Source organism: Arthrobacter sp. B0316-1-20 (assembly GCF_059091865.1).
This window is the reverse complement of sequence record NZ_JBNHHC010000011.1, coordinates 193,125-215,447: the sequence shown is the minus strand read 5'-3', so window position 1 is coordinate 215,447 and position 22,323 is coordinate 193,125. Positions and strand designations below refer to the sequence as shown.

Here is a 22,323-nt window from a genome sequence, read left to right as displayed (position 1 = left end):
GACCCCCAGACGACGAGCAGCCGCAACCCGCGATTGACCTCAGTCAGGCACGCCGAGGTATGCACGGATGACTCGTTCGTTTGATGACACCTCGTCGAATGAGCCATGTGCAATGATTTCTCCAGCGTCAAGAACATAGACCTCATCGCACACGCGATCGATCGTGCCCATGTCGTGCTCGACAAGGAGCGTGGCGCACCCCAGGTCGTCAAGGGCCTCAATCACGGTGCCTATAAAGGACTCAGCGTCGGCAAGACCGGCCACCGGTTCGTCAAGCAGCACGAGCTTCGGACCGCTTACAAAGGCTCGGCACAGTTCGGTTAGTTTTCGGAGCCCGTACGGCAGTTCGCTCACTACTGTGTCGGCATACGAAGAGATTCCGAATCGCTCGAGAACCTCGCTGGTGCGATGCCTGCGCGAACCGGCACTCGAATTCTTCAACTCAAGTCCGTCCAAGGTGACAAGCACGTTGTCGAAGACAGACATGGAGTCGAAGAGTTCCAGGTTTTGGAACGTCCGGGCCACTCCACTGTTGGCACGCGCCGCAGCAGATTGCTTTCCCAGCGGAGCTCCATTGAGGTAAACCTCGCCTCGACTCGGTGTGGTGTTGCCCGCAATGCACTTTATGAGAGTGGTCTTTCCCGCACCATTTGGTCCGATTAAACCCACCCGGGCGCCCGGTGCGACCTTAAGCGTGACGTTCTTAAGTGCGTCCACTCCGCCAAAGCTCACCGACACATGGTCCACACTCAAGACAGGCTCAGTCATTCTTACCAACTCCAAGGTAGAACTGCTCTAGCGCGCCGCTCTCCGCTATCTCCGCCGCCTTACCGTCAACAACGATGCGACCTCGACGAATCACGTACGCATAGCTAGCCAGCCGGAGCGCCGCGCGGGCGTTCTGCTCGACCAGAAGGATTGAAACGCCCGAGGCAGCGATATCATTCAGTGCTGCGAATACTTGTTGAGATAGCAGCGGAGAAAGTCCAAGAGACGGTTCATCCAGGATCAGTAGACGTGGTTCACTGATCAACGCGCGCCCAATGGCAAGCATTTGCTGCTCTCCCCCTGAAAGAGTTCCGGCGGCCTGCTTCAACCTGGGCTCCAGTACCGGGAACAGGGTGAATACTTCCTTGAGTTTGTTTTCACCCAAGCGCGATAAATCCACCCGTCCGAATGTTCCCATCTGCAAATTCTCGAGCACCGTCAGGTCTGGAAATATACCGCGACCTTCCGGCACGTGAGCGATTCCCAGTCGTGCGGTTACGGCGGGAGTTCGGGACGTAGCCAGCGACTCCCCTTGCCACTTGATGGTCCCACCCTGCGGAACAAGAGCCCCCGAGATTGCCCGAAGAAGAGTGGACTTACCGGCGCCATTGGCGCCCAGGAGTGCGACGATTTCCCCCGGTCGAACCTGCATGGAAACCTGGTGAATCACGGGAGCATCCCCATAGCCGGCAGAAAGGGACGTGGTCTGAAGGAGAGGGTCCGCTCCGGACTCCGTGCGGATTGGCGCGTCTGACTCGTGCAGCTCTGCGGAGACGAGATGAGATTCGGCGGCGTCATCCGCGCCTCGCTCATCGTTCGCTGGTCGCGTGAACCAGGAACTCGGAAGGAACGAAAGCATTCGCCTGCCAACCCCGACGACTCCAGCCGGAGCAACAACTAGAATAAAGATCAGTGCGCAACCTAGGACTAAGTCTTGAGGAACTCCCGCCTTGCCCGATAGGTCGGGGACGACCGTGATGAACAGGGCACCAACGAAGGCGCCCGCAATAGACACTGACCCGCCCAGAACAACGGCGAGCAACGCATACACGGCCACAAAGATGCCGAAGCTGTCGGGACCCACGTATCCCACGAGGAGGACGCTGAGAGCTCCGCTCAGGCCGGTCAGCGCGGAACCGCCGACAAAAGCCCCCAGTTTGATCCGAGCCGGACGGAGACCGATCGACTGCGCGCCATCTTCACTGTCTCGAACAGCATGCCATTTCCTTCCTGCCCGGCCGCGCGCAAGAAAGAAAACAATGGCACCCACCGCAACACTGATTGCGAGCACGAACCAGTACATCACCTCGTCAGCGAGAAGGACCTCGGGCGTCGCAATCAGAATGCCGTTGGGCCCCCCCGTAAACTCCAGCCGGAGTGCCAGTTCGGGAACTGCAAAGCCAAAGACGAGGGTGAGAACTGTGAGGTAGATGCCTGACAGCCGTGTCGTCGGTAAGCCCAGGAGGAGCCCGAAAACTCCTCCAGTGATCATTGCGAAGATTAAGCCCGCCGCTAGCGGCATCCCACCTTGAGTGCCGATCGCGAAGGCGTACGCACCAACCGCCAACATACCGCTGTGGCCCAGAGAAACCTGGCCCGTGTGGCCGACAAGCAGGCTAAGTCCAGCGATGCCGATGAATGCGACGAGCGTGCTTGAAAGAACGAACACCTGCTGCAGGTCGAGCACAAACGGCATCACCGCGAACGCGACGAGCGCACCGACCGCCCCGGTGACCATCACCCACGAGGGCAACTCACGCATCGAACGGGCACTGTTTTGGGCCTTGTGCGGAGCGAACGGACGCAGTTTTTGGCTTATTCGCTGCTGCACGAAGGAGGGCCGCTGAGGTAGCTCAGGTTCATCTACCTCCAACTCCCTCTTGCCGAAGAGCCCATGTGGTCGGAGAACGAGCACGACGGCCACGCCTATGAACGTGTAAGTAGCGATCAAACCCGGATCAACGTACGCAAGCGCCACGTTCGTCGCTAAACCGAACGCCATGGCGCCGACGATCACGCCGTACACATTGGTGAAGCCACCCAAGACCACTGCGGCGATCGCCGTCAGCAGGAAGGTGGTGTATCCGGTTGGGGACAGATACGTCAGCGGCGTGACTAGTACGGCAGAAAGGCCACCGTACAAACCGCCCAGGGCCCAGCCTGCCAGACGAACCCGCCACGCGGCCACCCCCAACAGTTCGGAGGTCTGCGGTCCCGAGCTGACGGCCCGCATGGCGAGTCCGAGCCGAGTCCGCCGGAGAAGCAGCAGTAGCGCCGCTGCGGCACACACGCCAACCACCAGGGTGAAAACTTGGTTGGCACTGATCTGCCAGGACCCTAGCGTCAACCCGCTACCGGTGAAGGCTTGTGGCAGGCTCCGCGCGCTGTACCCGTACCGAAGACCGATAATTCCTTCGATAATTAGGAGAGCACCGAGGGTAGCGAGAGCGACCGTCAGTGGTGGTCGCCCCTGTAGTGGGCGCGCGACCACGATCTCCAGCAAAGCCCCGCACGCTGCGCCGACCAGAACGGCGAATACAATGACGGCCCAGTATGGCAGGCCCCAGCCGAGCGTATCGCTCGCGGTGTATGCTGCAAGCGCGCCGATCCCTCCGACTCCGAAGTTGAGTACCTTCGTCGTGCTGTAGGTAACGACAAGTCCGAGACCAGCAACGGAGTAGAGCATTCCTGTGACTACGCCGCTGACTATCAGAGCTTCCATGCTGTCTCGTCCTAGGTACTCGTGGGGCGCTTTCGCTGACCACGTTTCGGCCAGACGGGGGACTGCCGTGCCAGTCGAAACCGGCGCTCAGCACACTCAGTCGATGGATGGCAAGGGAGAGAACGGGGCCGATTCAACGAGCTGCCCTCCGCTCAGCTGGTATGTGCCAGCTTTCGCCGCGCCAGAACGGTTCGACTCCGACCACGAAACTGTGCTCAGGTCGAGGTCGATCGCTTCCCCGGCAACGCCCGAGAGGAAGCCTTCGCGAGTCAGCTCTTTCCCACCTTCGGTTGCGTTTTCGATTCCTCGGGCGATCCCGGCGGCCGTCACCCAGCCCATCTTCGTCTGAGCCTGGTTGACGAGGTCAGGGCACAGCGCGTTGACAGCGTCTTCGTATGCCTGCACGCCGTCGCTGAGCTCTCCATCCTCTGTGAGGACGGTGGCAACCTGAGTGAAATAGGTTCCATTGGCGAGAGGGCCTGCCAGTGACATGTAGCTCGGTGTCTGTGCGATGGGCCAGCCCAACCATTCGGGTGAGTAGCCGATCGCATCCGCCGCCTTTTGAAGGCCCGAAAGCTGAGTGTCGAGGAGTCCCGCGTAGACGGCCTCGGCGCCAGACTCCTTTAGAGCCTGAGCGAACGGGGCATAATCCGTGGTGGAGGTAGCTATCGGAAGGTCGGCGACTACGGACCCTCCCCGTGCGCCCACATAGCCCGGCACCGTGTCGGCCACAGCTTTTCCGGCGTCAGTGTTTATGTACGCAATCGCGATTTTGTCGACACCCAGATCGGATAAAATGAACTCGGCTCCGTGCGCCGCGATCTGTCGGAAGTCGTAGAGTGTTCCGAATACCAGGTCTGACTGCGGCGGATTCATCGTGGCACCATCGGCGGAAGCGAACATGGGGATCCCTGCCGGCTCTAGCACCGGGACCGATGCCTGCGCCGGAAGGGTGCCCTCTACGACGGCAGCAAAGACATCTTGCCGTACGAATTCGCGCGCAATGCTAGCGGTTCTGACCGGGTCATACTTGGTGTCGCGCAGCACGATCTCTAGGTTGTAACCGTTGGCGCCGCCGTCTTCGTTGAACTTCTGTACATAGGCTTCCATCCCGCATTTGTCGGCTGTGCCAGCGGCTGCCGTGGGACCCGTCTGATCCGCGGCCAAACCAATCTTCACCGCGGTATTGGAACCGGTGGTGGCCGAAGGACTTGCGCATCCGGCTAAAGCGAGCACAGATACCGCCGCCACAGCGCCCAGAGTGTTCTTGCGAGAAAACATCATGAGGTCCTCTCCTTCGAGGTAGTTAACCGCAGGGGCTCCATAAGACTTCTAGTTGCATGGTACATGCAACTAGAAGAGTCCGCACCACTGAATCGAGCCTGTAACTATGAACTACGCGACTTCGAAAAGACCCGCCGCACCCATACCGCCGCCGACACACATGGTAACCACAACAAGCTTCGCGCCACGGCGTTTGCCTTCGATCAGCGCGTGGCCAACCATCCGTGCTCCCGACATTCCGTACGGGTGCCCGATCGAGATGGCGCCCCCGTTGACGTTGTACTTGTCTGGGTCTATGCCGAGGTAGTCACGGCAGTAAAGGGCTTGGCACGCGAATGCTTCGTTGAGCTCCCAGAGGTCGATATCATCGACCCCGAGTCCATGCTGCTTCAGCAGTTTCGGCACGGCAACGATGGGGCCGATACCCATTTCGTCGGGCTCCACACCCCCGACAGCGATTCCACGGTAGATACCGAGCGGCTGCAGGCTTCGACGCGATGCCTCGCTCGATTCCATGAGCACCGAAGCGGATGCGCCATCCGAGAGCTGTGACGCGTTTCCGGCGGTGATTGTGGCAGTCGCGGCTACCTCGCCATCCTTCTTCACGGTGCGCAATGAGTTCAGGCCTTCAAGAGTTGTCTCGGGTCGGTTGCCCTCGTCTTTGGACAGCGTCACGTCGCGGAAGCTGATTTCGCCGGTTTCCTTGTCTTGCACCCCCATGCGGGCAGTGAAAGGTACGATTTCGTCGTCGAACAGGCCAAGTTCCTGGGCGCGAGCAGTGCGCTGCTGTGAAATGAGAGCGTACTCGTCCTGCATTTCACGAGAAACTCCGTATCGTTCTGCGACTATTTCGGCCGTGTTGAGCATCGGCAAATAGATGCCCGGGTGGTTCTCTTCGAGCCACGGGTCCGTAGCCCGGTACGTGTTCATCTTCTCGTTCTGCACGAGCGAGATTGATTCGAGTCCCCCACCGACCGCAATCTGCTGGCCGTCGAGCACGATCTGCTTTGCCGCAATCGAAATCGCCATCAGTCCCGAAGCGCATTGCCGGTCAACAGTAATGCCGGAAACGCTCGGCGGAAGGCCAGCTCGCAAAGCGGCTTGACGCGCCACGTTCGTGCCGGTGTTGCCCTGCTGCAGCGAGGCTCCCATCACAACATCCTCGACTTCGCCGAGTTCCACTCCGGCGCGCTGCACTGCGTGTGAGATCGCATGGCCACCTAGGGCTTGGGCCTCGGTGTTGTTAAACGCACCCCGGTAAGCTCGACCGATGCCGGTACGGGCTGTCGAGACGATAACTGCTTCTCTCATGGACTGACTCCGATGGGTTAAGTCGTGCTTTAAAAGGAAAGAACATCTGGGGGGGGGCAAGCGGGCATTGTGTTAGCGAACAGAACCGTCAAGCACGTGGAGAGTGATCACCTCTGCGACCGCCGCGGGCTTCTCGATACCGTCAATCTCGATGACAACGCTCGACGTCACACGCGCTCCCTGCGAGACTTGCTCCACGGATGCGATGGTTGAGCGGACGCGGACTCGAGAACCCACCGAGACTGGCGTGATGAAACGCACCTTATTGAGACCGTAGTTGATCGCCATGGCTGTTCCTTCGATCTGCACCGCGCCCTCGGTGAGATATGTCAGCAGCGACAGGGTGAGGAAGCCGTGCGCAATTGGGACTCCGAACGGTCCCGCCTTCGCGCGCTCGGGATCAACGTGGATCCACTGATGATCCTGCGTAGCATCCGCGAACGTTGACACCCGTTCCTGCGTAATTTGGAACCAATCACTTACAGCCTCAGCGGCACCCGCGGACTCAACGGCCGCGATATCTGGATAAGTGGGCATAGTTAGTCCTTCGGCCCCCCCGCGACATACAGCACCTGACCTGAAACGTACGAGGCTTCATCACTGGTGAAGAACGATGCGACGACGGCAATATCGTTAGGTGTGCCCGTCCTTCCGGCCGGGATGCCCTCACCGACTTCGGCTATAAACTCCTCGTACGACATGCCGACGCGCTGCGCAGTTTGGCGCACCATGTCGGTCTCGATGAAGCCGGGTGCGATCGCGTTAGCGGTTATGCCGAACTTGCCGAGTTCCACGGCGAGGGTCTTGGTGAAGCCTTGCAGCCCCGCCTTGGCTGCCGAGTAGTTGACCTGCCCTCGGTTACCCAGTGCGGCCGTGCTCGACAGGCTAACGATCCTGCCCCATCCAGCTTCCACCTGGTGGGCCTGCACAGCTCGAGTCATGAGAAAGGCACCCCTCAGGTGCACGCTCATCACCGAGTCCCAGTCTGCCTCGCTCATCTTGAAGAGCAAGTTGTCACGCAAGATGCCGGCGTTATTGACCAGGATGGTAGGCTTCCCCAGCTCCGTTGAGATCCGATCGACAGCTCCGGCTACGGCGCCCGAATCGGAGACGTCAGCACCGACACCTATCGCCTCGCCACCCGCTGCTTCGATAGCCTGGACGACCTCAACGGTGTCTTCCTCTCGCAGGTCGACGACTGCAACACGGCGACCGTCTTCTGCTAGGCGTTGCGCGACAGCGGCGCCAATCCCGCGCGCACCCCCCGTTACGATTGCGGTTCTTTTTTCTGCCATTTCTTTAGCTCCCTCTGAATGCTTAAGTGTCTTTGTTAACATGAAAGGCCGCCGTCAACGGGAAGCACGACTCCTGTGATGTAGCCGGCTTCCTCGGAGGCAAGGAAGCTAACTGCGGCGGCCATCTCGCTGGGTCCGGCGAAGCGTCCCATCGGAATGCCCGCCGTCAGTTCTGCTAGTTTTTCGTCGGGGATTCCTGCGACCATGCGAGTTGCGGCGTTGGGGGAAATCGCGTTCACTGTCACGCCGAACATGGCGAGTTCCTTCGCAGCGGTTTTTGTGAACCCGATAATTCCGGCTTTCGCGGCAGCGTAGTTCGCCTGACCAACATTCCCGTGTAGCCCGCTGTACGACGTAACGTTGATGACTCGGCCGAACTGTTGCTCGCGGAAAATTGACGTTGCTGCACGCGTCACACGGAATGTCCCGCCGAGATGCACGGCCTGCACGGCATCCCAATCCTCATCCGTTAGTTTCCAAAGCCGTCGGTCGCGAAGTATGCCGGCATTGTTCACGACGATGTCCAACCGGCCCGTCTGCTCTACGGCCTTCGCAACCAGTGCGTCGACGTCCTCGGTACTCGAAACGTCGCAGGCGACGCCAATCACGCCGACTTCGTGTGCAGCACTCACCACTGCATCCGAGTCGAAGTCAGCGATCAGCACATCAGCGCCCGCAGCGCGCAGGCTGCGAGCGACCTCGAGCCCGATGCCGCGTGCACCGCCCGTGACAATTGCTGTGCGTCCGGTGAAATCGAAAGTCAGGTTTGGCAACAGGATCCTTTCAGGCGCCCACGGGGCGATATAGGTGAATTACTTCAGCCGCGATGGCCGGACGTGCGCTTCCTTCAACCTCGACGGATGTCTGGAGCGTTATCAGCGTGTCGTCGCCTCGGCGCGAGACATCGGATACCTTCCCGCGCACGCGAACCCGAGCCCCCACCGGGGCGGACGACGGCAAGCGAACCTTGTTACTGCCGTAGATCATGCCGATGAATTCGCCTTCGAGTCGGTAGAGGCCGAGCAGAGCACGAGGGATCATCGACAGCAGCAGATCGCCCTGAGCGATGGCTTGCCCAAATGGGCCGGATGCTGCACGCATTGGGTCGGTGTGGATCCAGTCATCGCTTCCCGTGACCTCGCCAAACCGGTCGACCATCCCTTGAGTTACTTGAACCCACTCACTTGGGCCCAGCTCGCCGCCGATGAAATCCTCGACCGCTGCGATGCTAGTGAATACTCTCACCCGCCGGGACCTCCTCCCGCACCCCAGGAGTCAAAATAAGATCCTCGTCCATCTTCTCGGCTCGCCAAGTCTTGACTTCCTCGATGAAAGCAGCTGTGCCTCCGCCATAACCGGCCGCAATGACAGGGACCTCACCGCTGAGGTCACCCTCATTGTTGTAGTACCCGGGCGTGCATTCGCGCATTCGAGTCTCAATGTCGCCGCGGCTGTGCACCGTGGCGATCACCTCTCCCCAGTTCTTCTCTGCTTCCGGGGTGACCTCCATCGTGGAGATCCCCGCTGTCAACAGCCTGTCAACCACAGCGACGGCGTGCTGCGCCTGGCGAAGGATGCGATGAGGAATGTTAAAGGACGTTGTTGACTGCCGGCTGCTGCCGAGAACGAACATGTTTGGGAAGCCCGCCGTCGCCATGCCGTGCAGCGAACGGAACCCTGATCCCCATTTCTCGTCAAGGGTCATGCCGTCCTTACCGACGATGGTGTACCGGCCGGATTCGGACGGTGTCTTAGCGAATGATTCAAACCCTGTCGCGAAAATGATGCAGTCCACTTCGTACTCGACTCCATCTACCACCAACGAAGTTTCGGTCGCACTTTCGACTCCGAGCCCCTGCGTGTCGACGAGAGTGACGTTCGGCTGGTTGAACACTTGCAGGTACTCATCGCTGAAGCAGGGGCGCTTGCAGAATCTGCTGTAGTAGGGCTTGAGCGACTCCGCGACGTCAGGGTCGCTGACGATTTCATCGACACGAGATCGAATTCGCTCCATCTGGAGGAAGTCGAATTCGTCGGCCGCGGCGGCTCGCTGCTCCTCGGGCAGGTGCAGGAACGCGGGGCGTGCCCAGATTTGGCTCCACTGATCGTCGACGAGGTTCTTCTCAGGTAGGCGCCCTTCGATCATCTGGTCGAAGTTGAGCATCCGCTCTTCATGCCAGCCTGGCTTGAGCGAGGAGGCCCATTCCATGTCGGTCGGGCGGTTTCCACGGTAGTCGACAATCGACGGAGTGCGCTGGAAGACGTTGAGGTGCTTGGCATACTCGGCAACCGCGGGGACAACCTGAATCGCTGTCGCGCCGGTGCCGATAACGGCCACACGCTTGTCCTTGAGCCCTTCGAGACCGCCTGTGGTGTCACCACCCGTGTAGTCATAGTCCCAGCGACTGGTGTGGAACATGTGTCCCTTAAAGTTCTCCAGCCCGGGAATTCCTGGGAGCTTGGGTCGGCTGAGCAGCAGGCCCGACCCCAGGAGAATGAACTTCGCGAGGATGCGGTCATCCCGGTCCGTTTGCACGACCCAGCGGGAGAGCTGGTCGCTCCAGGTGGCTTCGGTGATGCGCGTCTGGAAAAGGGCATCTTTGTAAAGATCGAAATGCCGTCCAAGATTCTTGGCGTGCTCGAAGATCTCAGTGGATCTTATATACCGCTCGGTCGGAATGGTACCAACCTCTTCGAGCAGGGGAAGGTAGATGTACGACTCAATGTCACACCGTGCGCCGGGATAGCGATTCCAGTACCACGTGCCGCCGAAGTCACCACCGTCTTCGATGATGACAAGTTCGGAGTCTCCCGCCTTGCGCAGCAATGCCGCCGCCGTAATTCCTGAGAACCCTCCGCCAACGATCGCAACGTCGACCTCTCGGGTTAGGGGTTCGCGCACGATCGGCTCCGAGTACGGGTCTTCCGTGTACTCAGAGTCGGTGTCAAGACGCTTATATTGTGCGACGCCGTCAGGGCGAATCCGCTTGTCGCGTTCGACTAAATAGCGGCGATGCAGCGCTTCGAAGTCGATGTCTTTGCGGGTACCGACCTCGGTTTCCTCGACCCGTAACTTCACTTGGTGCTCCCTACGCTCTGTTCTGAGGCTGTGTACTTGAGGTGTTACTGACGCAAATCGCGCGGAGTGCCACGGGACGCCTGTTTCTCATCATCGGAATGGCGATCGCGATTTACATGCCATCACGCGACATAGTGATGTATCATACACGTAAGTTACAGTGCTGTACCGACGTGGTCAAACCTTAAATAGCGAACCACGTAACAGATCTCGCCGAGGAGTAAGCCGTGCACCGTACTGAGCAATTGGAAAAAGTTCGCGAACTCTACAGCGAAGCGCTGCCGACGGGAGGCTCCGGAACGCTCGAAGAACGCCGAGCCGGATACGAATCCCTCCTGAGAACGCTTCCCATCGACGATAGAGCGGTCATTACAGCCCATGCCACAGACGGCGCAGTGGCCGGGTACTGGGTCGACGGTTCAGGCGGGACCGAACCGAAACGCAGCGTACTTATGCTCCACGGGGGCGGCTACATGATCGGGTCAGCGGAGGGCTACCTCTCCCTTGCGAGCCGGCTTGCTGTCGCAACCAAAAGCATCGTGTACGTCGCCGACTACCCCCTCGCTCCCGATCACCCGTACCCCGCGGCGATCGATTTTGCTCGCGAAGCGTGGGCACTCGTCACCGCACGCGCAGAACACTCGTTTCTTGTTGGAGATTCCGCTGGCGGCGGCCTGGCCCTCGCACTCGCATGTAGCCTTCGTGACCGCGGAGACACCCTGCCTGACGCGATCTCCCTCGTTTCTCCCCTCACCGACTTGCGTGCAACATCTGACACCTACGATCTCAACGCCGGAATCGACCCCGTCTGTTCACGCCGTGGCATCCAGAGGGCAGCAGAGTTGTACCTCGAAGGAGCCGACGCCAAAGACGTCCCCTTGGGCTCTCCCCTACTAGCGGACCTAGCGAACCTGCCTCCGATGCATGTGCACGTCGGCACGCACGAGGTTCTCCTCGGCGACTCGACAGCCCTCGCTGCCGCAGTCGCGCGCGCCCGCGGCGCAGTAACACTGAAGGTCCGACCGGAGATGGTTCACGTGTGGCCGCTGTTCTGGTCGATCCTGGACGAGGGTGTTACCGCGATTGACGAGATCGCGCAGTTCTTGGACGAAGTGACCGAACGGGCGGCGAAGCAGCGTGACTGAGGGGTCGGATGGTCTTGTTGTTGTCACGCGAACAGGTCCCCTCACCCGCCTGACGCTCAATCGTCCAGAGCGGGGGAACGCTCTGGACGGCGAGCTGTCCGCAGCGTTTGTTCGGGCGGTCAAAGATGCTGTCGCAGACGACAGCCGTGTCCTCGTCATTGATGCCAACGGTGAGCGGTTCTGCGTCGGCGGGGACCTGAAGTTTTTCCTTCAGAGTGAGGACCCGGCCGAATACCTTCGCCGCGGCGTTACCGCCCTCGAGAACGCTCTGGAGCAACTCAGGCTCTCTGCTAAGCCCGTCGTGTTTGCCGTACATGGCGCGGTCGCCGGCGCCGGCCTCGGAATGATGCTCTCGGGTGACCTCATCATCGCGGCAGAATCGACAGTGTTTACTACGGGGTACACCCGGGTTGGCCTGACGCCCGACTGTGGTTTGTCCTGGCTACTTCCTCGCAGCATTGGTCACTACCGAGCGATGGACCTCACCCTCACCGCGCGAACAATAGACGCGGTCACCGCCGAGAGTTGGGGACTCGTCACGCGGACCGCGCCCGATGGCACCGTGATAGATGAGGCGCTTTCGGCCGCGTCACGGTTGGCGAAGCATCCGAAGTTTGCGCTGGGCGAATCCAAGCGGCTCCTGACCGAGGCTTGGGAGCAGACCCGGCCCCAATCTGGTGCTGACGAAGTCCGCACCATCGCCGCCGCAATCAGCGACGAGGCGGCCTTAGAGGCGCTCGACCGTTTCCTTGCCCGCTAACGACACGGGTTCACACCTCCGTGTGGATTTCACCCACAACATCAGCGGTCGCAGACCCAATAACGCCGTCTAGATCTCCCGTACGTGCCGGCGTACGAGATAAGCGGGGAGCTGGAGCGGGAATCACCGAATCCCCGAACTTCATGAAGGCGTTTCGTGCCACGTTCTGCGGATGCGACGCCGCCTCAGGCATTGAGAGCACCGGGGTCACGCAGGCGTCAGTTCCGCTGAGCAGCTCGGCCCAGTGGTCACGGGTCGCCGAGGCGAACCTTTCGGCGAAGATCTCTGTCAGCGCCGGCCAATTCGATCGATCAGAGCGGTCGGGCAGGTTACTGACGTCAAGCCCAAGGCCCTCCACCAGGAGGTGGTAGAACTGCGGCTCGATCGCCCCCACTGCAACGTACTGACCATCCGAGCACGCGTAGGTCCGATAATACGGAGCGCCCCCGTCGAGTACGTTCGACTGCCGCTCGTCAATCCAGTCATTGCCGTCGCGCATCCCGTGAATAAACGACATGAGAAGAGATGCCCCGTCCAGCATCGCTGTGTCAACGACCTGGCCAAGGCCCGTCTGGCTGGCGCTACGAATTGCAGCCAGAATCCCGAATGCGAGCAGAAGCCCACCTCCGCCATAGTCGCCCACCAGGTTAAGTGGTGGAGACGGCGGACTATTGCGCTCGCCCGTATGAAAGAGCGCACCGGTGAGCGCAAGATAGTTAATGTCGTGACCCGCAGTGTGGGCAATCGGGCCGGATTGCCCCCACCCGGTCACGCGGCCATACACAAGACGCGGGTTTCTCTGGCTGCATTCGTCGGGCCCGATGCCCAACCTTTCCACGACACCAGGCCGCATACCTTCGATAACCGCGTCGCTCGTCTCGACCAGCCTAAGAAAGGCCACTCGGCCCTCCTCCGATTTCAGATCGAGTGTTATCGAACGACGCCCGCGCCCGGTGACTCGCGCACCTCCCTGACGGCGTGTGCCCGCAGCGCCTGGCCTATCGACTCGGATGACCTCAGCGCCGAAATCCGCGAGCACCATTGCGCAGAATGGCGCAGGCCCCATGCCGGAAATTTCCAGCACCCGGATGCCATCCAGGGCTCCTTTTACGACGGCCTCAGTCTGGTCAGTCATCAGGAGTGCCCCGGGGTCTCGATGACTCCCGCATCTCTAAGCCGCGCGATTTCTTCTTCGGTTTGACCGAGCATGTCGCGGAGGACACTTACCGTGTCACCACCGAGGAGAGGCGCACCAGTCCTGTTTCCCACTCTCGAGCCATCGATCTTGTACGGGAACCCGGGGTAAAGATGCGTCCCCGCTGAGGCGTGCTGGGTCTCGCGGAAATAGCCGGTCGCCTTAAGCTGGGGGTCCAGGGAGACCGACTCTCCGTTCTGCATGGTGCTGGCGGGTACGCCTCGGTTCTGAAGCCGCGAGACAAGCTCACCGGCATTATCAACGGCTGCAGCCGCAGTGGTGATGGTCTGATCGATCCTGGCAGCGCACGCTTGACGCTTCTCGAGAGAAGAGGTTCTTTCGCGCAGATCTGCGGGCAGGCCGAGCTCATCCGCCAAAGCCTCCCACTGCGCATCCGTGTGCGCCGCAAGCGCGAGCCAGTCGTTTTTCGCGCGGTACAGGCCGTGCGGTGTCGCGAAAGCGTCGCCGTTGCGTCCGTACGGAATGTCGACACCGACTGTGCGCGCGAGGACGTTCTCTCCCAAGAGGGGCAACATCGCGTCTCGCGAGGCGAGTTCAACCTGTGAACCGCGGCCTGTTTTCTTCCGCTGGAACAGGGCGGACATCACTGCGCCAGAGGCAAACACACCGGAGGTGGAGTCGGCGATCGCGAAGCCGGTCATGAGCGGTTCTCCCGAACCGCCCACCGCCCACGCCGACCCGCTGGCCGCGTCAAACTGCGCCCCATAGGCGGGCATCTTCGCGAGCGGACCGGTGTTGCCGTAGCCGGGCATTTCTACGTAGATAATCTGCGGGTTCCACTCTGAGAGAGTTTCGTAACCATACCCGAGTCGCTGCAGTACACCGGGACGATAGTTCGCAAGGAACACGTCGGCAGATTCCACAAGACGTCGCACCAATGCTCGGCCGTCTTCGTGTTTTACGTCAACAACGATGCTGAGCTTGTCAACGTTCTGCGTGTTGAAGAACGCGTTCCTATTGACGGGGTCTGCGCCGGGATCCTGGTCGGGGTATCGATTGAGCACGTCGGTGTCGTTGGGAAACCGCATTGGGTCGGGACGGCCGGGTGACTCCACTTTGATTACGGTGGCGCCCAAGCCTGCGAGGATGCGAGTGGCCATAGGACCAGCCCACCAGTGGCTGAAATCCACCACCGTTAGCCCGGCGAGCGGTAGTCCCTGATTCTTGGTGTCGTTCATCGACTTCCCCTTCCGACTCGCTGGCCGTCAAGAATGTACGGTGCTCGCGGCGCTTTGCCAGTCCCGAGTCCCGGGATATCGACTTCTTCCCAGGCGTTTCTCTCGATCAGGTGCTCATCGGCCATCAGGGTTTCCCCAGTCGCCAGAGCCACGAGAGGTACAGACAGTGCCTCCGCCTGCTGCACTACCTCGTCGATGGTGTGTTTCGATGCCCACTCCTCGACCATTGTTCCGAGGATGTCGGCGTGAGCATATCGGGGCCCCTGTGTGAGGAAACGGGGGTCGTTAACGAGATCGGGTCGCCCGACTATTTTTGCGATCGGGGGCCAGTCACCGTTCGCGCCGAGCACGATGAACCCGTCGCGGCACCGCAGCGTATACCTGGGTCCGGCCTGCCCGGTGACGCCGCTGGTGCCGTTGTACGAGTACTGCGTCGTGGAGTACCCAAGCATGGACACGACGGTCTCGAGAGCAGAGATCTCGATGCGTGGATGCACAACCGCCGACGGGCGGGACTCACCGTAGATGAGTGCCAGCGCCGCGGTGAAGCCGTAGCTCCCCGCGAGATACTGGTACCGACGGCCGTGGCCGTAAACCGGGGTTCCCTTTTCGTCGAACGTGAACTCGGTCGCTCCACCCCGCGAGGCCAGCACTAGTTCGGTTCCGACCCAGTGGTCGTGCGGACCACCGTGGCCGAATGGCGTGATCTCTATCGATACGGGAGGATTCCCTGACTGGGCGGTAAGTTTGGCCCAGGGAAAGTTTGCTCCCCCGATGACGACGTCGCTGTCTCTCACCAACGAGAGGACCTCATGGGTGTCATCTTGGTCGAGCACAACCTCCTCTTTGCCCGCGTTGAGGTAGGCGGAGCGCACGGACAACCAGTCCGAACTAGCAGATACTGCTTTCTCGTCGTGCGTGATCATCCGGGTCACCCGTGCGCCGCCCTGCGCGAACAACATCCCGCAGAACGCTACTGCTTCGTAGTCTCCGACCTGTACTACGCGTAGTCCTTCTAAAGGGGTGAGTTGCAGGTCAGGCGAGTTCATTTCGAACCCTTTCGATAATCGGAATCAGGTCCTCGTCCCAACGGCCGTCCGGACCCGTGAGCAGGAGTGTGTCGATACCGAGTCCGCGGTACTTGCCGAGGGATGCGACGAGTTCGTCGGGGGTACCGACTAGAGCGGACGTGTTTCCCATTCCGCCGGTGGCCAGCATGATGCCTGTCCAGAAGTTTGTGTCGTGCCGTGCATTTTCCTGCGCGATCTCCAGTTGCCGCTGGCGGCCCACATCGTTCGCGTGACGCGAGGTGCGCGGTCCTCCCAGCTGCTTGGCGATCGCGTCTGCTTTGCTCCATGCCTCCTCAGAGGTTGCTCCCTGAATCAGTCGGAGACTCGTCGAGATTCGGGGTCGCGGGCGACCCTTCGCCTCCGCCGCGGCCTCAATCGCCGCGACCCGCTCCGCCGTCTCTGCCAATGGCTCTCCCCACAACATGTACGTATCAGCGTGGGTCGCGCCAAACTCCAATGCGGCCTCGCTCGCGCCGCCCATGAAGATCGGGATGGGCGATTGCGGGCGCTGCATGAGGAATGCCCGCGTGAGCTTGTAATAGCTCCCGGTGAAGTCAACGGGCGATTCAGCGGCCCATACCAATTTCATGATGTCCAAGTATTCGATCGCGCGCGTGTAGCGCTCCTCTTTCGGCAGGTCATCACCTTCGCGAAGCTGGTCTCCCGGGGAACCCCCCGACACCACATTGAAGGCAACTCGCCCGCCCGAGAGGTAGTGCTGCGTGGCTGATAGTCGAGCGGCGGTCACCGGATGCATCACGCCGGGTCGGTGCGCAACCAGAACCTGCAGTTTCGTGGTTGCGGCAAGCGCAGCGCCGGCAATCGGCCAGCCGTCGGGCGACGCGCTTCCGTACCCGATGAGAACACGATCGATCCCCGCGCTCTCAGCGGATCGTGCGATGCTCGCTACCGTCGCCGGGTCAGCGGCAGGATCCATGAAGGGCTCGAGCACACTCAGAATTTGAAGGGGTAACGCCATTTCGTTCTCCTTGAATTGCATTGCCAGTGAGCAATGCGGTTCGTCGTCTATTGACCTGTGAATTCCGCTGTCGACTTCGATAGGAAGGCATTCCGGGCGGCCTTGTGATCATCGGTTTGCGAGGCGATTGCCTGATATCCCGCCTCGAGTGCCAGGAACTCGGTCAGAGTCATATCGAGACCTGTCTGCATGAGCTGCTTGCCCAGACCCAGACTTACGGTCGGACCGCCGGCGAGTTTGCGCGCGAGGACCATGGCCTCTTCGAGAACCTGGTCTTGGGCGACGACGGCAGTTGCGAGGCCGAGCGTATCGAATTCTTTCGCGCTGAGCTCGCGACGCAGTAGCATGATTTCTTTGGCCTTCGCGAGTCCTACTAGGCGTGGCAGAAGGTAGGCCGCTGCGAAGTCTGGAACAAGTCCGAGCGCACTGAAGGCCAGCACAAATCGGGCGTTGTCACTGATCACCCGAAGATCTGAGGCTAGCGCCATGGCCACGCCTGCTCCGGCAGCCACTCCGTTGACCGCTGCGATGACGGGTTTGTCCATCTCGATGAGCGGCTTCGTGAGCCGCCCGTGGTTTCCGCTCAGGCGGGCGTAGGTCGAGTGCGCCGAGCGCAGACCATCGGCCTGAGCCTTGACGTCTCCGCCTGCGGAGAACGCGCGGCCTGACCCTGTGATGATGACGGCTCGAACGTCGGGTTGTTTCGCACGAGCGAATGCGGCTTGGAGTTCATCCATCATCTCGGCGGACATGGCATTCAGGTTCGCTTCGCTCTGCATCCGAATGAGGAAGATGCCGTGCGAGTCAACCTCGGCGCTTACCGGGTTCGTCATGCGCCAGCCTCCTCCGTCTTCGAACGTGCCGGCGCGCCCGTGTAGGTCACCTGGTGGCCCGGCACGTGGCGCCACACATTCCCTTGGTCGACCTCTTCAATGAAGTGCGTTGCCAGCCCAATGACGCGTGGGGCCATCAAGATGGGGCGTGCAGTGCGCGGGTCGAGGCCGAGATCCAGGAGGAGCGCCGCCGAGATTCCGTCGATGTTGGCGTGGATGCGGCGGCCCACCGCCTCGGCAAGTGCGTCTTCGATCGAGTCGAGAGCGAGACAGTATTTTCCGGCGACCCCGTGCTCGCGGGCCACGGTTCGGAGCACAGCAACGCGTGGATCTTCGCCGTGCTGGGGGTGACCGAAGCCGTGGACCGGCTGTTTGGCGCTTCGTGCTTCCTGCACGAGCGTTGTCGCCTTCGCGCGCAGCACGTCTTCGAAGGGCGTTTGATCGCCGCAGGCGGCAACGAGGTCTCTGAGTACGTAGGCGAATTGCTCACCCGCGCCACCGTGATGATCTCCGACAGTGAGTTGTCCGCCAGCAATGCCGACCTGGATGGGCACACCGTAGGAGGCGAGCTCGCGAGTGACGGTGCTCGAAGGTGAGATGCCGTGGTCGATGCACGAAACGAAAAGGGCATCTAGGACGCGCGCTTGGCCTGGGGTGGCCCTCTTACCCGACATCACAAGATAGGCGACATCGGAGAAGCTCGCGTTTGCGATGAGGTCAGTGACCCATTCCCCCCGGAGGTTGACGTCGTCGGAGTGGACTTCCGCGATAGCGGTCTCCCACTTGTCAGTCGTTGCTCTCTGCATTCCCGTCGCCCCTCATTCGCGATCAACACCCAGAGAATTGGCTGCATTGCCGCCATCCGAGGCACCAGATCTGTATTGACTTCAGGTGAACATCGCCCAACCCAGGGGGTTGCGTTCACACCAAACAACGTATTGAGTGTATTATGCATTCAACGCGGACTCGCGTCAAACTTCGCCGCCGCCGCGGGGCCGACGCAAACCCGGCCTAAAGCACGCAACTGAGGAAGGCTCGACCATGATTGAACGCACTCTGTACGATAACGACCATGCGGCCTTCCGAAGCTCAGTCGCGGAATTCGTACGACGTTCGGTTAGCCCGCACGCGGACGAGCATGCAGCCAACAAGAGGATCCCGCGCGAACTTTGGCGGCAGGCAGGCGAACAGGGGTACCTCAGCCTCGACGTTCCGGAAGAATACGGCGGAAGCGAAGCTGGGGACTACCGCTTCAACGCGGTACTCCTCGAAGAATTGGCGAAAGTCAACCTAGCCCTTGCATCGTCGCTGAGCATCCACTTCGATGTGGTCGCCCCCTACCTCGTCAAACTAACCACTGCAGAACAGCGTGAGCGCTGGCTCCCGGGATTCTGTGACGGATCCATCGTCACGGCGATCGGGATGACTGAGCCCTCAGCAGGCTCCGACCTCGCTTCGCTCCGCACGTCGGCGGCGAAGAACCCAGACGGCGGCTGGACCCTCAACGGGTCGAAGATTTTCATCACCAATGGCGGCTCGGCAGACCTCATAATCGTCGCTGCGCGTACTACGCCGAACACCCGCGGTAAGGGGATTTCGTTGTTCGCTGTGGAAGCGACAATGCCAGGATTCAGCCGTGGAACCCCACTCGACAAGGTGGGGCAGCCTGAGGCCGACACAGCAGAACTTTACTTCGACAACGTTCACATCCCCGAAAGCCACCTGATCGGCGAACTCGACAAGGGCTTTGGCCACATGATGGAGTTCTTGCCCCAGGAACGTATTGGGGGCGCGGTGACCAACCTCGCACACGCCAAGCAAATCCTCGAAGAAACGATGGAGTACGCCCGCACCCGCGAGGCGTTCGGCAAAGCCATCGGGTCGTTTCAGCACAACTCATTCCTCATTGCAGAGCTCGTAACCAAGGTGGATGTGACGCAGGCCTACATAGACCAGTGCGTTCTCGCCCACACCCGCGGCGAGCTCTCCGCCGTCGACGCCGCTAAGGCGAAGTGGTGGGCCGCAGAGGTGCAGAACGATGTGCTCGACAACTGCGTACAGCTGTACGGAGGCTACGGTTTCATGAACGAGTACCGTATAGCCCGAGCGTGGAAAGACGCCCGCGTAACCAAGATTTGGGCGGGCTCTAACGAAATCATGAAGATGATCATCGGCCGCGATCTCGGTTTCTAGACCGAGCGTCCTTTCTTGCGCGGCCGAGCAAGACCGAAATTACTCACCACAGATTGAGGTACTCAATCATGATCGACATTTCCGCAGTAGGACATTCGCCGCTGGTTGAAGACGGATCACGAGAAAGTCTGCAACGGCTCCTCGACATTAACGCGATCAAAGATCTCGTGGGGCTCTACCCGGTTCTCTCGGACACCCACGACATTGATGCGCTGGTCTCCACCTTCGCAGAGGACGGGGAGTTTCACCGTGCAGGCGTGGTCTACAAAGGCCACGAGGAACTTCGGGTCTTCTACACCGGCATCATGAAGCTCTACTCAATGATGATTCACACCGCCCACCAGCACATCGTGCAGGTGGCCCCCGATGGGCTCACGGCGACAGGCCTCACGATGGGACACTCCGAAACGGTGGCCGATGGGGTCCAAATTAACGGAGCCTTCCGTTACGACGACCGCTACGTCAAGGTCGGAGACCACTGGAAATTCGCCCAGCGACTACTTCGCTTCCAATACATGTCGACCCAAGAAGACATGGCGGCCCGCCTTAATGGACATGAGCGAATTCGCCTACCCGGCCTAGCCGCTCGCCCGGCAGAGATCCCGGAAGACATCGAAGCGTGGCAGGCCTTTGCGGAGGCGCAGGCGCGCTGAAGACGCCGAGTGTCAGGTACAAGAGTTCAATCCTTGAAAATGATCTTGAGACGCTGGGGCACCGATACGTAAGCCAGGATCTCACTCGATCTGCCCCACCCTCAGCCTTCATGGCGGCAACGATGTTCGGGCCGGGGTACTCCACCAGAGTTATCAGAACGCCGTATAGACCATCCCCGTCGAACACAGCCTCTCGTATACCACCTATGACGAACTGTCGGACGAGCCGCACACCTTTGCTCGTGAAGTGCTCGATGGCTTTGGTAAGGTCATCGACCCGGAAGTGGATGCTGCGGAACCCTTCCTCGATACCCGGCATTTCGATCAGGTCGAAGAAACCGCGCGAGTCGAACGCCATACGAAACTTAACCGTTGGCGCGCGTGAACCAGTCTCTTCGCCGACTGTGCTTATATCGAACTCCCCGGGAAACTCGGCGATCGTGAACGTCGAGCCGAACATATCGGAGAAGCGTCGAATGCCCTCCTCAAGATTGTCGACGTGAATGCCTAAGTACTCCATCCGATTGACAACCGCACGATCCCCCTTACCTCGAAAATTCGGTTGACTGACCCGCTGACCGTGGTGCGGTGATGTGCGAAAGGTTGGATAATGCCTTCGCTATAAGCGGCATCGAGCTATCGCCGGGCTGGAACCGGTCCGTGACGAGGTCCAGCCCGGCAACTGCGCGCAGGGGCTAAGAGAGGCGTATCTCGCCGACCAGCCGCTCAGGCGCCCGGTCGAAGATCATGCCTTCAATGTGGTTCTCGAGGCGGTTGATGCCTGTGAATTTGAAGCCGAAAAGCGTCTCCTTAAAGTCTCCGAATTCCTCAAGGACCTCGGGCCTCACAGATAGCGGGCTTTGCGCTGACGCCCGCACCGAGGAGCGCTTGAACCCGGTTATGATTGCACGGTCGTTGGTAATCCGTGCGATTCGCCTCGGCGCCGTGCCAGATGCGGCTAGCCTTCGATTTCGAATCGCTTATACATCTGTGCGAAGCGAGGATCCATCTCCCCGCGCAGTAACTACGCGAAGGTCTCATGGGAAGCAGTTACCGTCGCATCCTCCGGCTCACTCGGAGAATCATCCGAGATCGATCCTGCTGCGAAGTCGACGATGTACGCTGGCCCTTCTTAGATCTTGAGGCGAACGCGGCGGCAGCGATGCGCCGAATCCCGTCACGTCAGACCTGAACGTGACTGAGCCAGCCTATATGTGCGAGAACAACAGTGAGGTCCGGGAACCCTACGAGTTCGGCGGCAGCGTCGGCCATGCCGTCGGGCCTGACCATCAAAATCAAAGACCAGGTCGCGCTCCTGGAGAGAGGCCAGAGTGGACTTCCCTACCGACGTAACATGTGGAAACTTCATGGACCGAATCCCGCGGAACGCCGATACCGCATCTGGCGGTCAATCTGCCCGACATCGGGATCTCGCTGGAGGACCAGGACGCAAAACTGATGAAACTATGTCCTCCAAGGTCCCTCTTAGCGTTCCCCAACCAAAACATATATGCCCAATAGACCAGGCAAGGTCATCGAAATGCCGACTGGCACGTTGAGCAGCATCAAGCAGGCCATCAGGACGATCGAAAGCAATCCCCCCGCGAGCCTGTCGATCTCGACGATAAAGGGCGCTATGACGAGCACAGCAGAATGGCCGGCTACGACCGGCCGTTTCCCGTGGGAGTCGACGCCCGCAAGGTCCGCGTAGGGATGATAGCGGCGCCCAGCAGAGCATCGTCTCTCGGAAGTCCGAGAGCGTGCAGCACGTCGGCCATGAACTGAACAAGCTCGCTACTTCGATACCGCTTCACGCCACGTTTTTCAATAACCCGTC

At 60.4% G+C, this 22,323-nt stretch carries 20 protein-coding genes; 5 read left to right on the top strand and 15 right to left on the bottom strand.

Annotation, left to right across the window (positions count from 1 at the left end; translation table 11 throughout):
• Positions 1 to 39: 39 nt before the first annotated feature.
• The 9 genes from AC5RW2_RS19585 to AC5RW2_RS19545 all read right to left on the bottom strand — a co-directional run bounded on the left by AC5RW2_RS19585 (position 40) and on the right by AC5RW2_RS19545 (position 10,459).
• On the bottom strand, positions 40 to 768 hold the full coding sequence (locus AC5RW2_RS19585) for an ABC transporter ATP-binding protein (RefSeq protein ID WP_493963688.1): 729 nt from the start codon (positions 766 to 768) through the stop codon (positions 40 to 42).
• Positions 761 to 3,490, bottom strand: coding sequence for an ABC transporter permease subunit (locus AC5RW2_RS19580; protein WP_493963687.1), 2,730 nt, complete (start codon positions 3,488 to 3,490; stop codon positions 761 to 763). Before AC5RW2_RS19580 ends, AC5RW2_RS19585 begins: the two co-directional genes overlap by 8 nt.
• Positions 3,491 to 3,586: 96 nt before the next feature.
• The gene (locus tag AC5RW2_RS19575; protein WP_493963686.1) at positions 3,587 to 4,774 is read right to left on the bottom strand and encodes an ABC transporter substrate-binding protein; all 1,188 of its coding nucleotides are present in this window, start codon (positions 4,772 to 4,774) and stop codon (positions 3,587 to 3,589) included.
• A gap of 111 nt (positions 4,775 to 4,885) precedes the next feature.
• Entirely contained in the window at positions 4,886 to 6,085 is a 1,200-nt protein-coding gene (locus AC5RW2_RS19570; RefSeq protein ID WP_493963685.1) for an acetyl-CoA C-acyltransferase, read from the bottom strand.
• A 72-nt stretch (positions 6,086 to 6,157) separates the two neighbouring features.
• Positions 6,158 to 6,622 (bottom strand): MaoC family dehydratase, encoded by a 465-nt coding sequence (locus AC5RW2_RS19565; RefSeq protein ID WP_493963684.1) that lies wholly within the window; start codon positions 6,620 to 6,622, stop codon positions 6,158 to 6,160.
• Positions 6,623 to 6,624: 2 nt separating this feature from the next.
• The gene (fabG, locus tag AC5RW2_RS19560; protein WP_493963683.1) at positions 6,625 to 7,380 is read right to left on the bottom strand and encodes a 3-oxoacyl-ACP reductase FabG; all 756 of its coding nucleotides are present in this window, start codon (positions 7,378 to 7,380) and stop codon (positions 6,625 to 6,627) included.
• Between the two features lie 35 nt (positions 7,381 to 7,415).
• Positions 7,416 to 8,153: an SDR family oxidoreductase gene (locus tag AC5RW2_RS19555; RefSeq protein ID WP_493963682.1), complete on the bottom strand. Its 738-nt coding sequence runs from the start codon at positions 8,151 to 8,153 to the stop codon at positions 7,416 to 7,418.
• A gap of 10 nt (positions 8,154 to 8,163) precedes the next feature.
• Positions 8,164 to 8,625 carry a MaoC family dehydratase gene (locus AC5RW2_RS19550; protein WP_493963681.1) on the bottom strand — a complete coding sequence of 154 codons (462 nt, stop codon included), beginning with the start codon at positions 8,623 to 8,625 and terminating at the stop codon, positions 8,164 to 8,166.
• Positions 8,609 to 10,459, bottom strand: a complete 1,851-nt coding sequence (locus AC5RW2_RS19545; RefSeq protein WP_493963680.1) for a flavin-containing monooxygenase — start codon at positions 10,457 to 10,459, stop codon at positions 8,609 to 8,611. Before AC5RW2_RS19545 ends, AC5RW2_RS19550 begins: the two co-directional genes overlap by 17 nt.
• A gap of 227 nt (positions 10,460 to 10,686) precedes the next feature.
• Between AC5RW2_RS19545 and AC5RW2_RS19540 the strand changes: the two genes are divergently transcribed.
• Together AC5RW2_RS19540 and AC5RW2_RS19535 are read left to right on the top strand one after the other, a co-directional pair.
• Positions 10,687 to 11,604 (top strand): alpha/beta hydrolase fold domain-containing protein, encoded by a 918-nt coding sequence (locus tag AC5RW2_RS19540; protein ID WP_493963679.1) that lies wholly within the window; start codon positions 10,687 to 10,689, stop codon positions 11,602 to 11,604.
• Complete coding sequence (locus AC5RW2_RS19535) at positions 11,597 to 12,364, top strand: enoyl-CoA hydratase/isomerase family protein (RefSeq protein ID WP_493963678.1); 768 nt, start codon at positions 11,597 to 11,599, stop codon at positions 12,362 to 12,364. Before AC5RW2_RS19540 ends, AC5RW2_RS19535 begins: the two co-directional genes overlap by 8 nt.
• Before the next feature lie 10 nt (positions 12,365 to 12,374).
• On the opposite strand, the gene AC5RW2_RS19530 is transcribed toward AC5RW2_RS19535, so the two are convergent.
• Genes AC5RW2_RS19530 through AC5RW2_RS19505 form a run of 6 tightly spaced genes read right to left on the bottom strand, consistent with a single transcriptional unit; the run spans position 12,375 to position 18,446 of the window.
• A complete protein-coding gene (locus AC5RW2_RS19530; protein WP_493963677.1) occupies positions 12,375 to 13,499 on the bottom strand; it encodes a CaiB/BaiF CoA transferase family protein in 1,125 nt (374 codons plus the stop codon).
• A complete protein-coding gene (locus tag AC5RW2_RS19525) occupies positions 13,499 to 14,758 on the bottom strand; it encodes a CaiB/BaiF CoA transferase family protein (RefSeq protein ID WP_493963676.1) in 1,260 nt (419 codons plus the stop codon). Before AC5RW2_RS19525 ends, AC5RW2_RS19530 begins: the two co-directional genes overlap by 1 nt.
• On the bottom strand, positions 14,755 to 15,807 hold the full coding sequence (locus AC5RW2_RS19520; RefSeq protein ID WP_493963675.1) for a CoA transferase: 1,053 nt from the start codon (positions 15,805 to 15,807) through the stop codon (positions 14,755 to 14,757). Before AC5RW2_RS19520 ends, AC5RW2_RS19525 begins: the two co-directional genes overlap by 4 nt.
• Positions 15,794 to 16,807: an LLM class flavin-dependent oxidoreductase gene (locus AC5RW2_RS19515; RefSeq protein WP_493963674.1), complete on the bottom strand. Its 1,014-nt coding sequence runs from the start codon at positions 16,805 to 16,807 to the stop codon at positions 15,794 to 15,796. Before AC5RW2_RS19515 ends, AC5RW2_RS19520 begins: the two co-directional genes overlap by 14 nt.
• Positions 16,808 to 16,854: 47 nt before the next feature.
• Positions 16,855 to 17,640, bottom strand: coding sequence for an enoyl-CoA hydratase/isomerase family protein (locus AC5RW2_RS19510; protein WP_493963673.1), 786 nt, complete (start codon positions 17,638 to 17,640; stop codon positions 16,855 to 16,857).
• Positions 17,637 to 18,446 carry a citrate/2-methylcitrate synthase gene (locus AC5RW2_RS19505; RefSeq protein ID WP_493963672.1) on the bottom strand — a complete coding sequence of 270 codons (810 nt, stop codon included), beginning with the start codon at positions 18,444 to 18,446 and terminating at the stop codon, positions 17,637 to 17,639. Before AC5RW2_RS19505 ends, AC5RW2_RS19510 begins: the two co-directional genes overlap by 4 nt.
• A gap of 235 nt (positions 18,447 to 18,681) precedes the next feature.
• Between AC5RW2_RS19505 and AC5RW2_RS19500 the strand changes: the two genes are divergently transcribed.
• The 3 genes from AC5RW2_RS19500 to AC5RW2_RS19490 all read left to right on the top strand — a co-directional run bounded on the left by AC5RW2_RS19500 (position 18,682) and on the right by AC5RW2_RS19490 (position 20,871).
• Positions 18,682 to 19,833, top strand: a complete 1,152-nt coding sequence (locus tag AC5RW2_RS19500; protein ID WP_493963671.1) for an acyl-CoA dehydrogenase family protein — start codon at positions 18,682 to 18,684, stop codon at positions 19,831 to 19,833.
• Between the two features lie 68 nt (positions 19,834 to 19,901).
• Complete coding sequence (locus AC5RW2_RS19495; protein ID WP_493963670.1) at positions 19,902 to 20,486, top strand: nuclear transport factor 2 family protein; 585 nt, start codon at positions 19,902 to 19,904, stop codon at positions 20,484 to 20,486.
• Positions 20,487 to 20,733: 247 nt separating this feature from the next.
• Positions 20,734 to 20,871, top strand: a complete 138-nt coding sequence (locus AC5RW2_RS19490; protein ID WP_493963669.1) for a hypothetical protein — start codon at positions 20,734 to 20,736, stop codon at positions 20,869 to 20,871.
• Positions 20,872 to 22,323 lie beyond the last annotated feature (1,452 nt).

Bases quoted from the DNA above. Each gene is read 5' to 3' on its own strand.
- AC5RW2_RS19585 (WP_493963688.1), bottom strand. From the start codon at position 768: ATGACTGAGCCTGTCTTGAGTGTGGACCATGTGTCGGTGAGCTTTGGC.
- AC5RW2_RS19580 (WP_493963687.1), bottom strand. From the start codon at position 3,490: ATGGAAGCTCTGATAGTCAGCGGCGTAGTCACAGGAATGCTCTACTCC.
- AC5RW2_RS19575 (WP_493963686.1), bottom strand. From the start codon at position 4,774: ATGATGTTTTCTCGCAAGAACACTCTGGGCGCTGTGGCGGCGGTATCT.
- AC5RW2_RS19570 (WP_493963685.1), bottom strand. From the start codon at position 6,085: ATGAGAGAAGCAGTTATCGTCTCGACAGCCCGTACCGGCATCGGTCGA.
- AC5RW2_RS19565 (WP_493963684.1), bottom strand. From the start codon at position 6,622: ATGCCCACTTATCCAGATATCGCGGCCGTTGAGTCCGCGGGTGCCGCT.
- fabG (WP_493963683.1), bottom strand. From the start codon at position 7,380: ATGGCAGAAAAAAGAACCGCAATCGTAACGGGGGGTGCGCGCGGGATT.
- AC5RW2_RS19530 (WP_493963677.1), bottom strand. From the start codon at position 13,499: ATGACTGACCAGACTGAGGCCGTCGTAAAAGGAGCCCTGGATGGCATC.
- AC5RW2_RS19525 (WP_493963676.1), bottom strand. From the start codon at position 14,758: ATGAACGACACCAAGAATCAGGGACTACCGCTCGCCGGGCTAACGGTG.
- AC5RW2_RS19520 (WP_493963675.1), bottom strand. From the start codon at position 15,807: ATGAACTCGCCTGACCTGCAACTCACCCCTTTAGAAGGACTACGCGTA.
- AC5RW2_RS19515 (WP_493963674.1), bottom strand. From the start codon at position 16,807: ATGGCGTTACCCCTTCAAATTCTGAGTGTGCTCGAGCCCTTCATGGAT.
- AC5RW2_RS19510 (WP_493963673.1), bottom strand. From the start codon at position 17,640: ATGACGAACCCGGTAAGCGCCGAGGTTGACTCGCACGGCATCTTCCTC.
- AC5RW2_RS19505 (WP_493963672.1), bottom strand. From the start codon at position 18,446: ATGCAGAGAGCAACGACTGACAAGTGGGAGACCGCTATCGCGGAAGTC.
- AC5RW2_RS19500 (WP_493963671.1), top strand. From the start codon at position 18,682: ATGATTGAACGCACTCTGTACGATAACGACCATGCGGCCTTCCGAAGC.
- AC5RW2_RS19495 (WP_493963670.1), top strand. From the start codon at position 19,902: ATGATCGACATTTCCGCAGTAGGACATTCGCCGCTGGTTGAAGACGGA.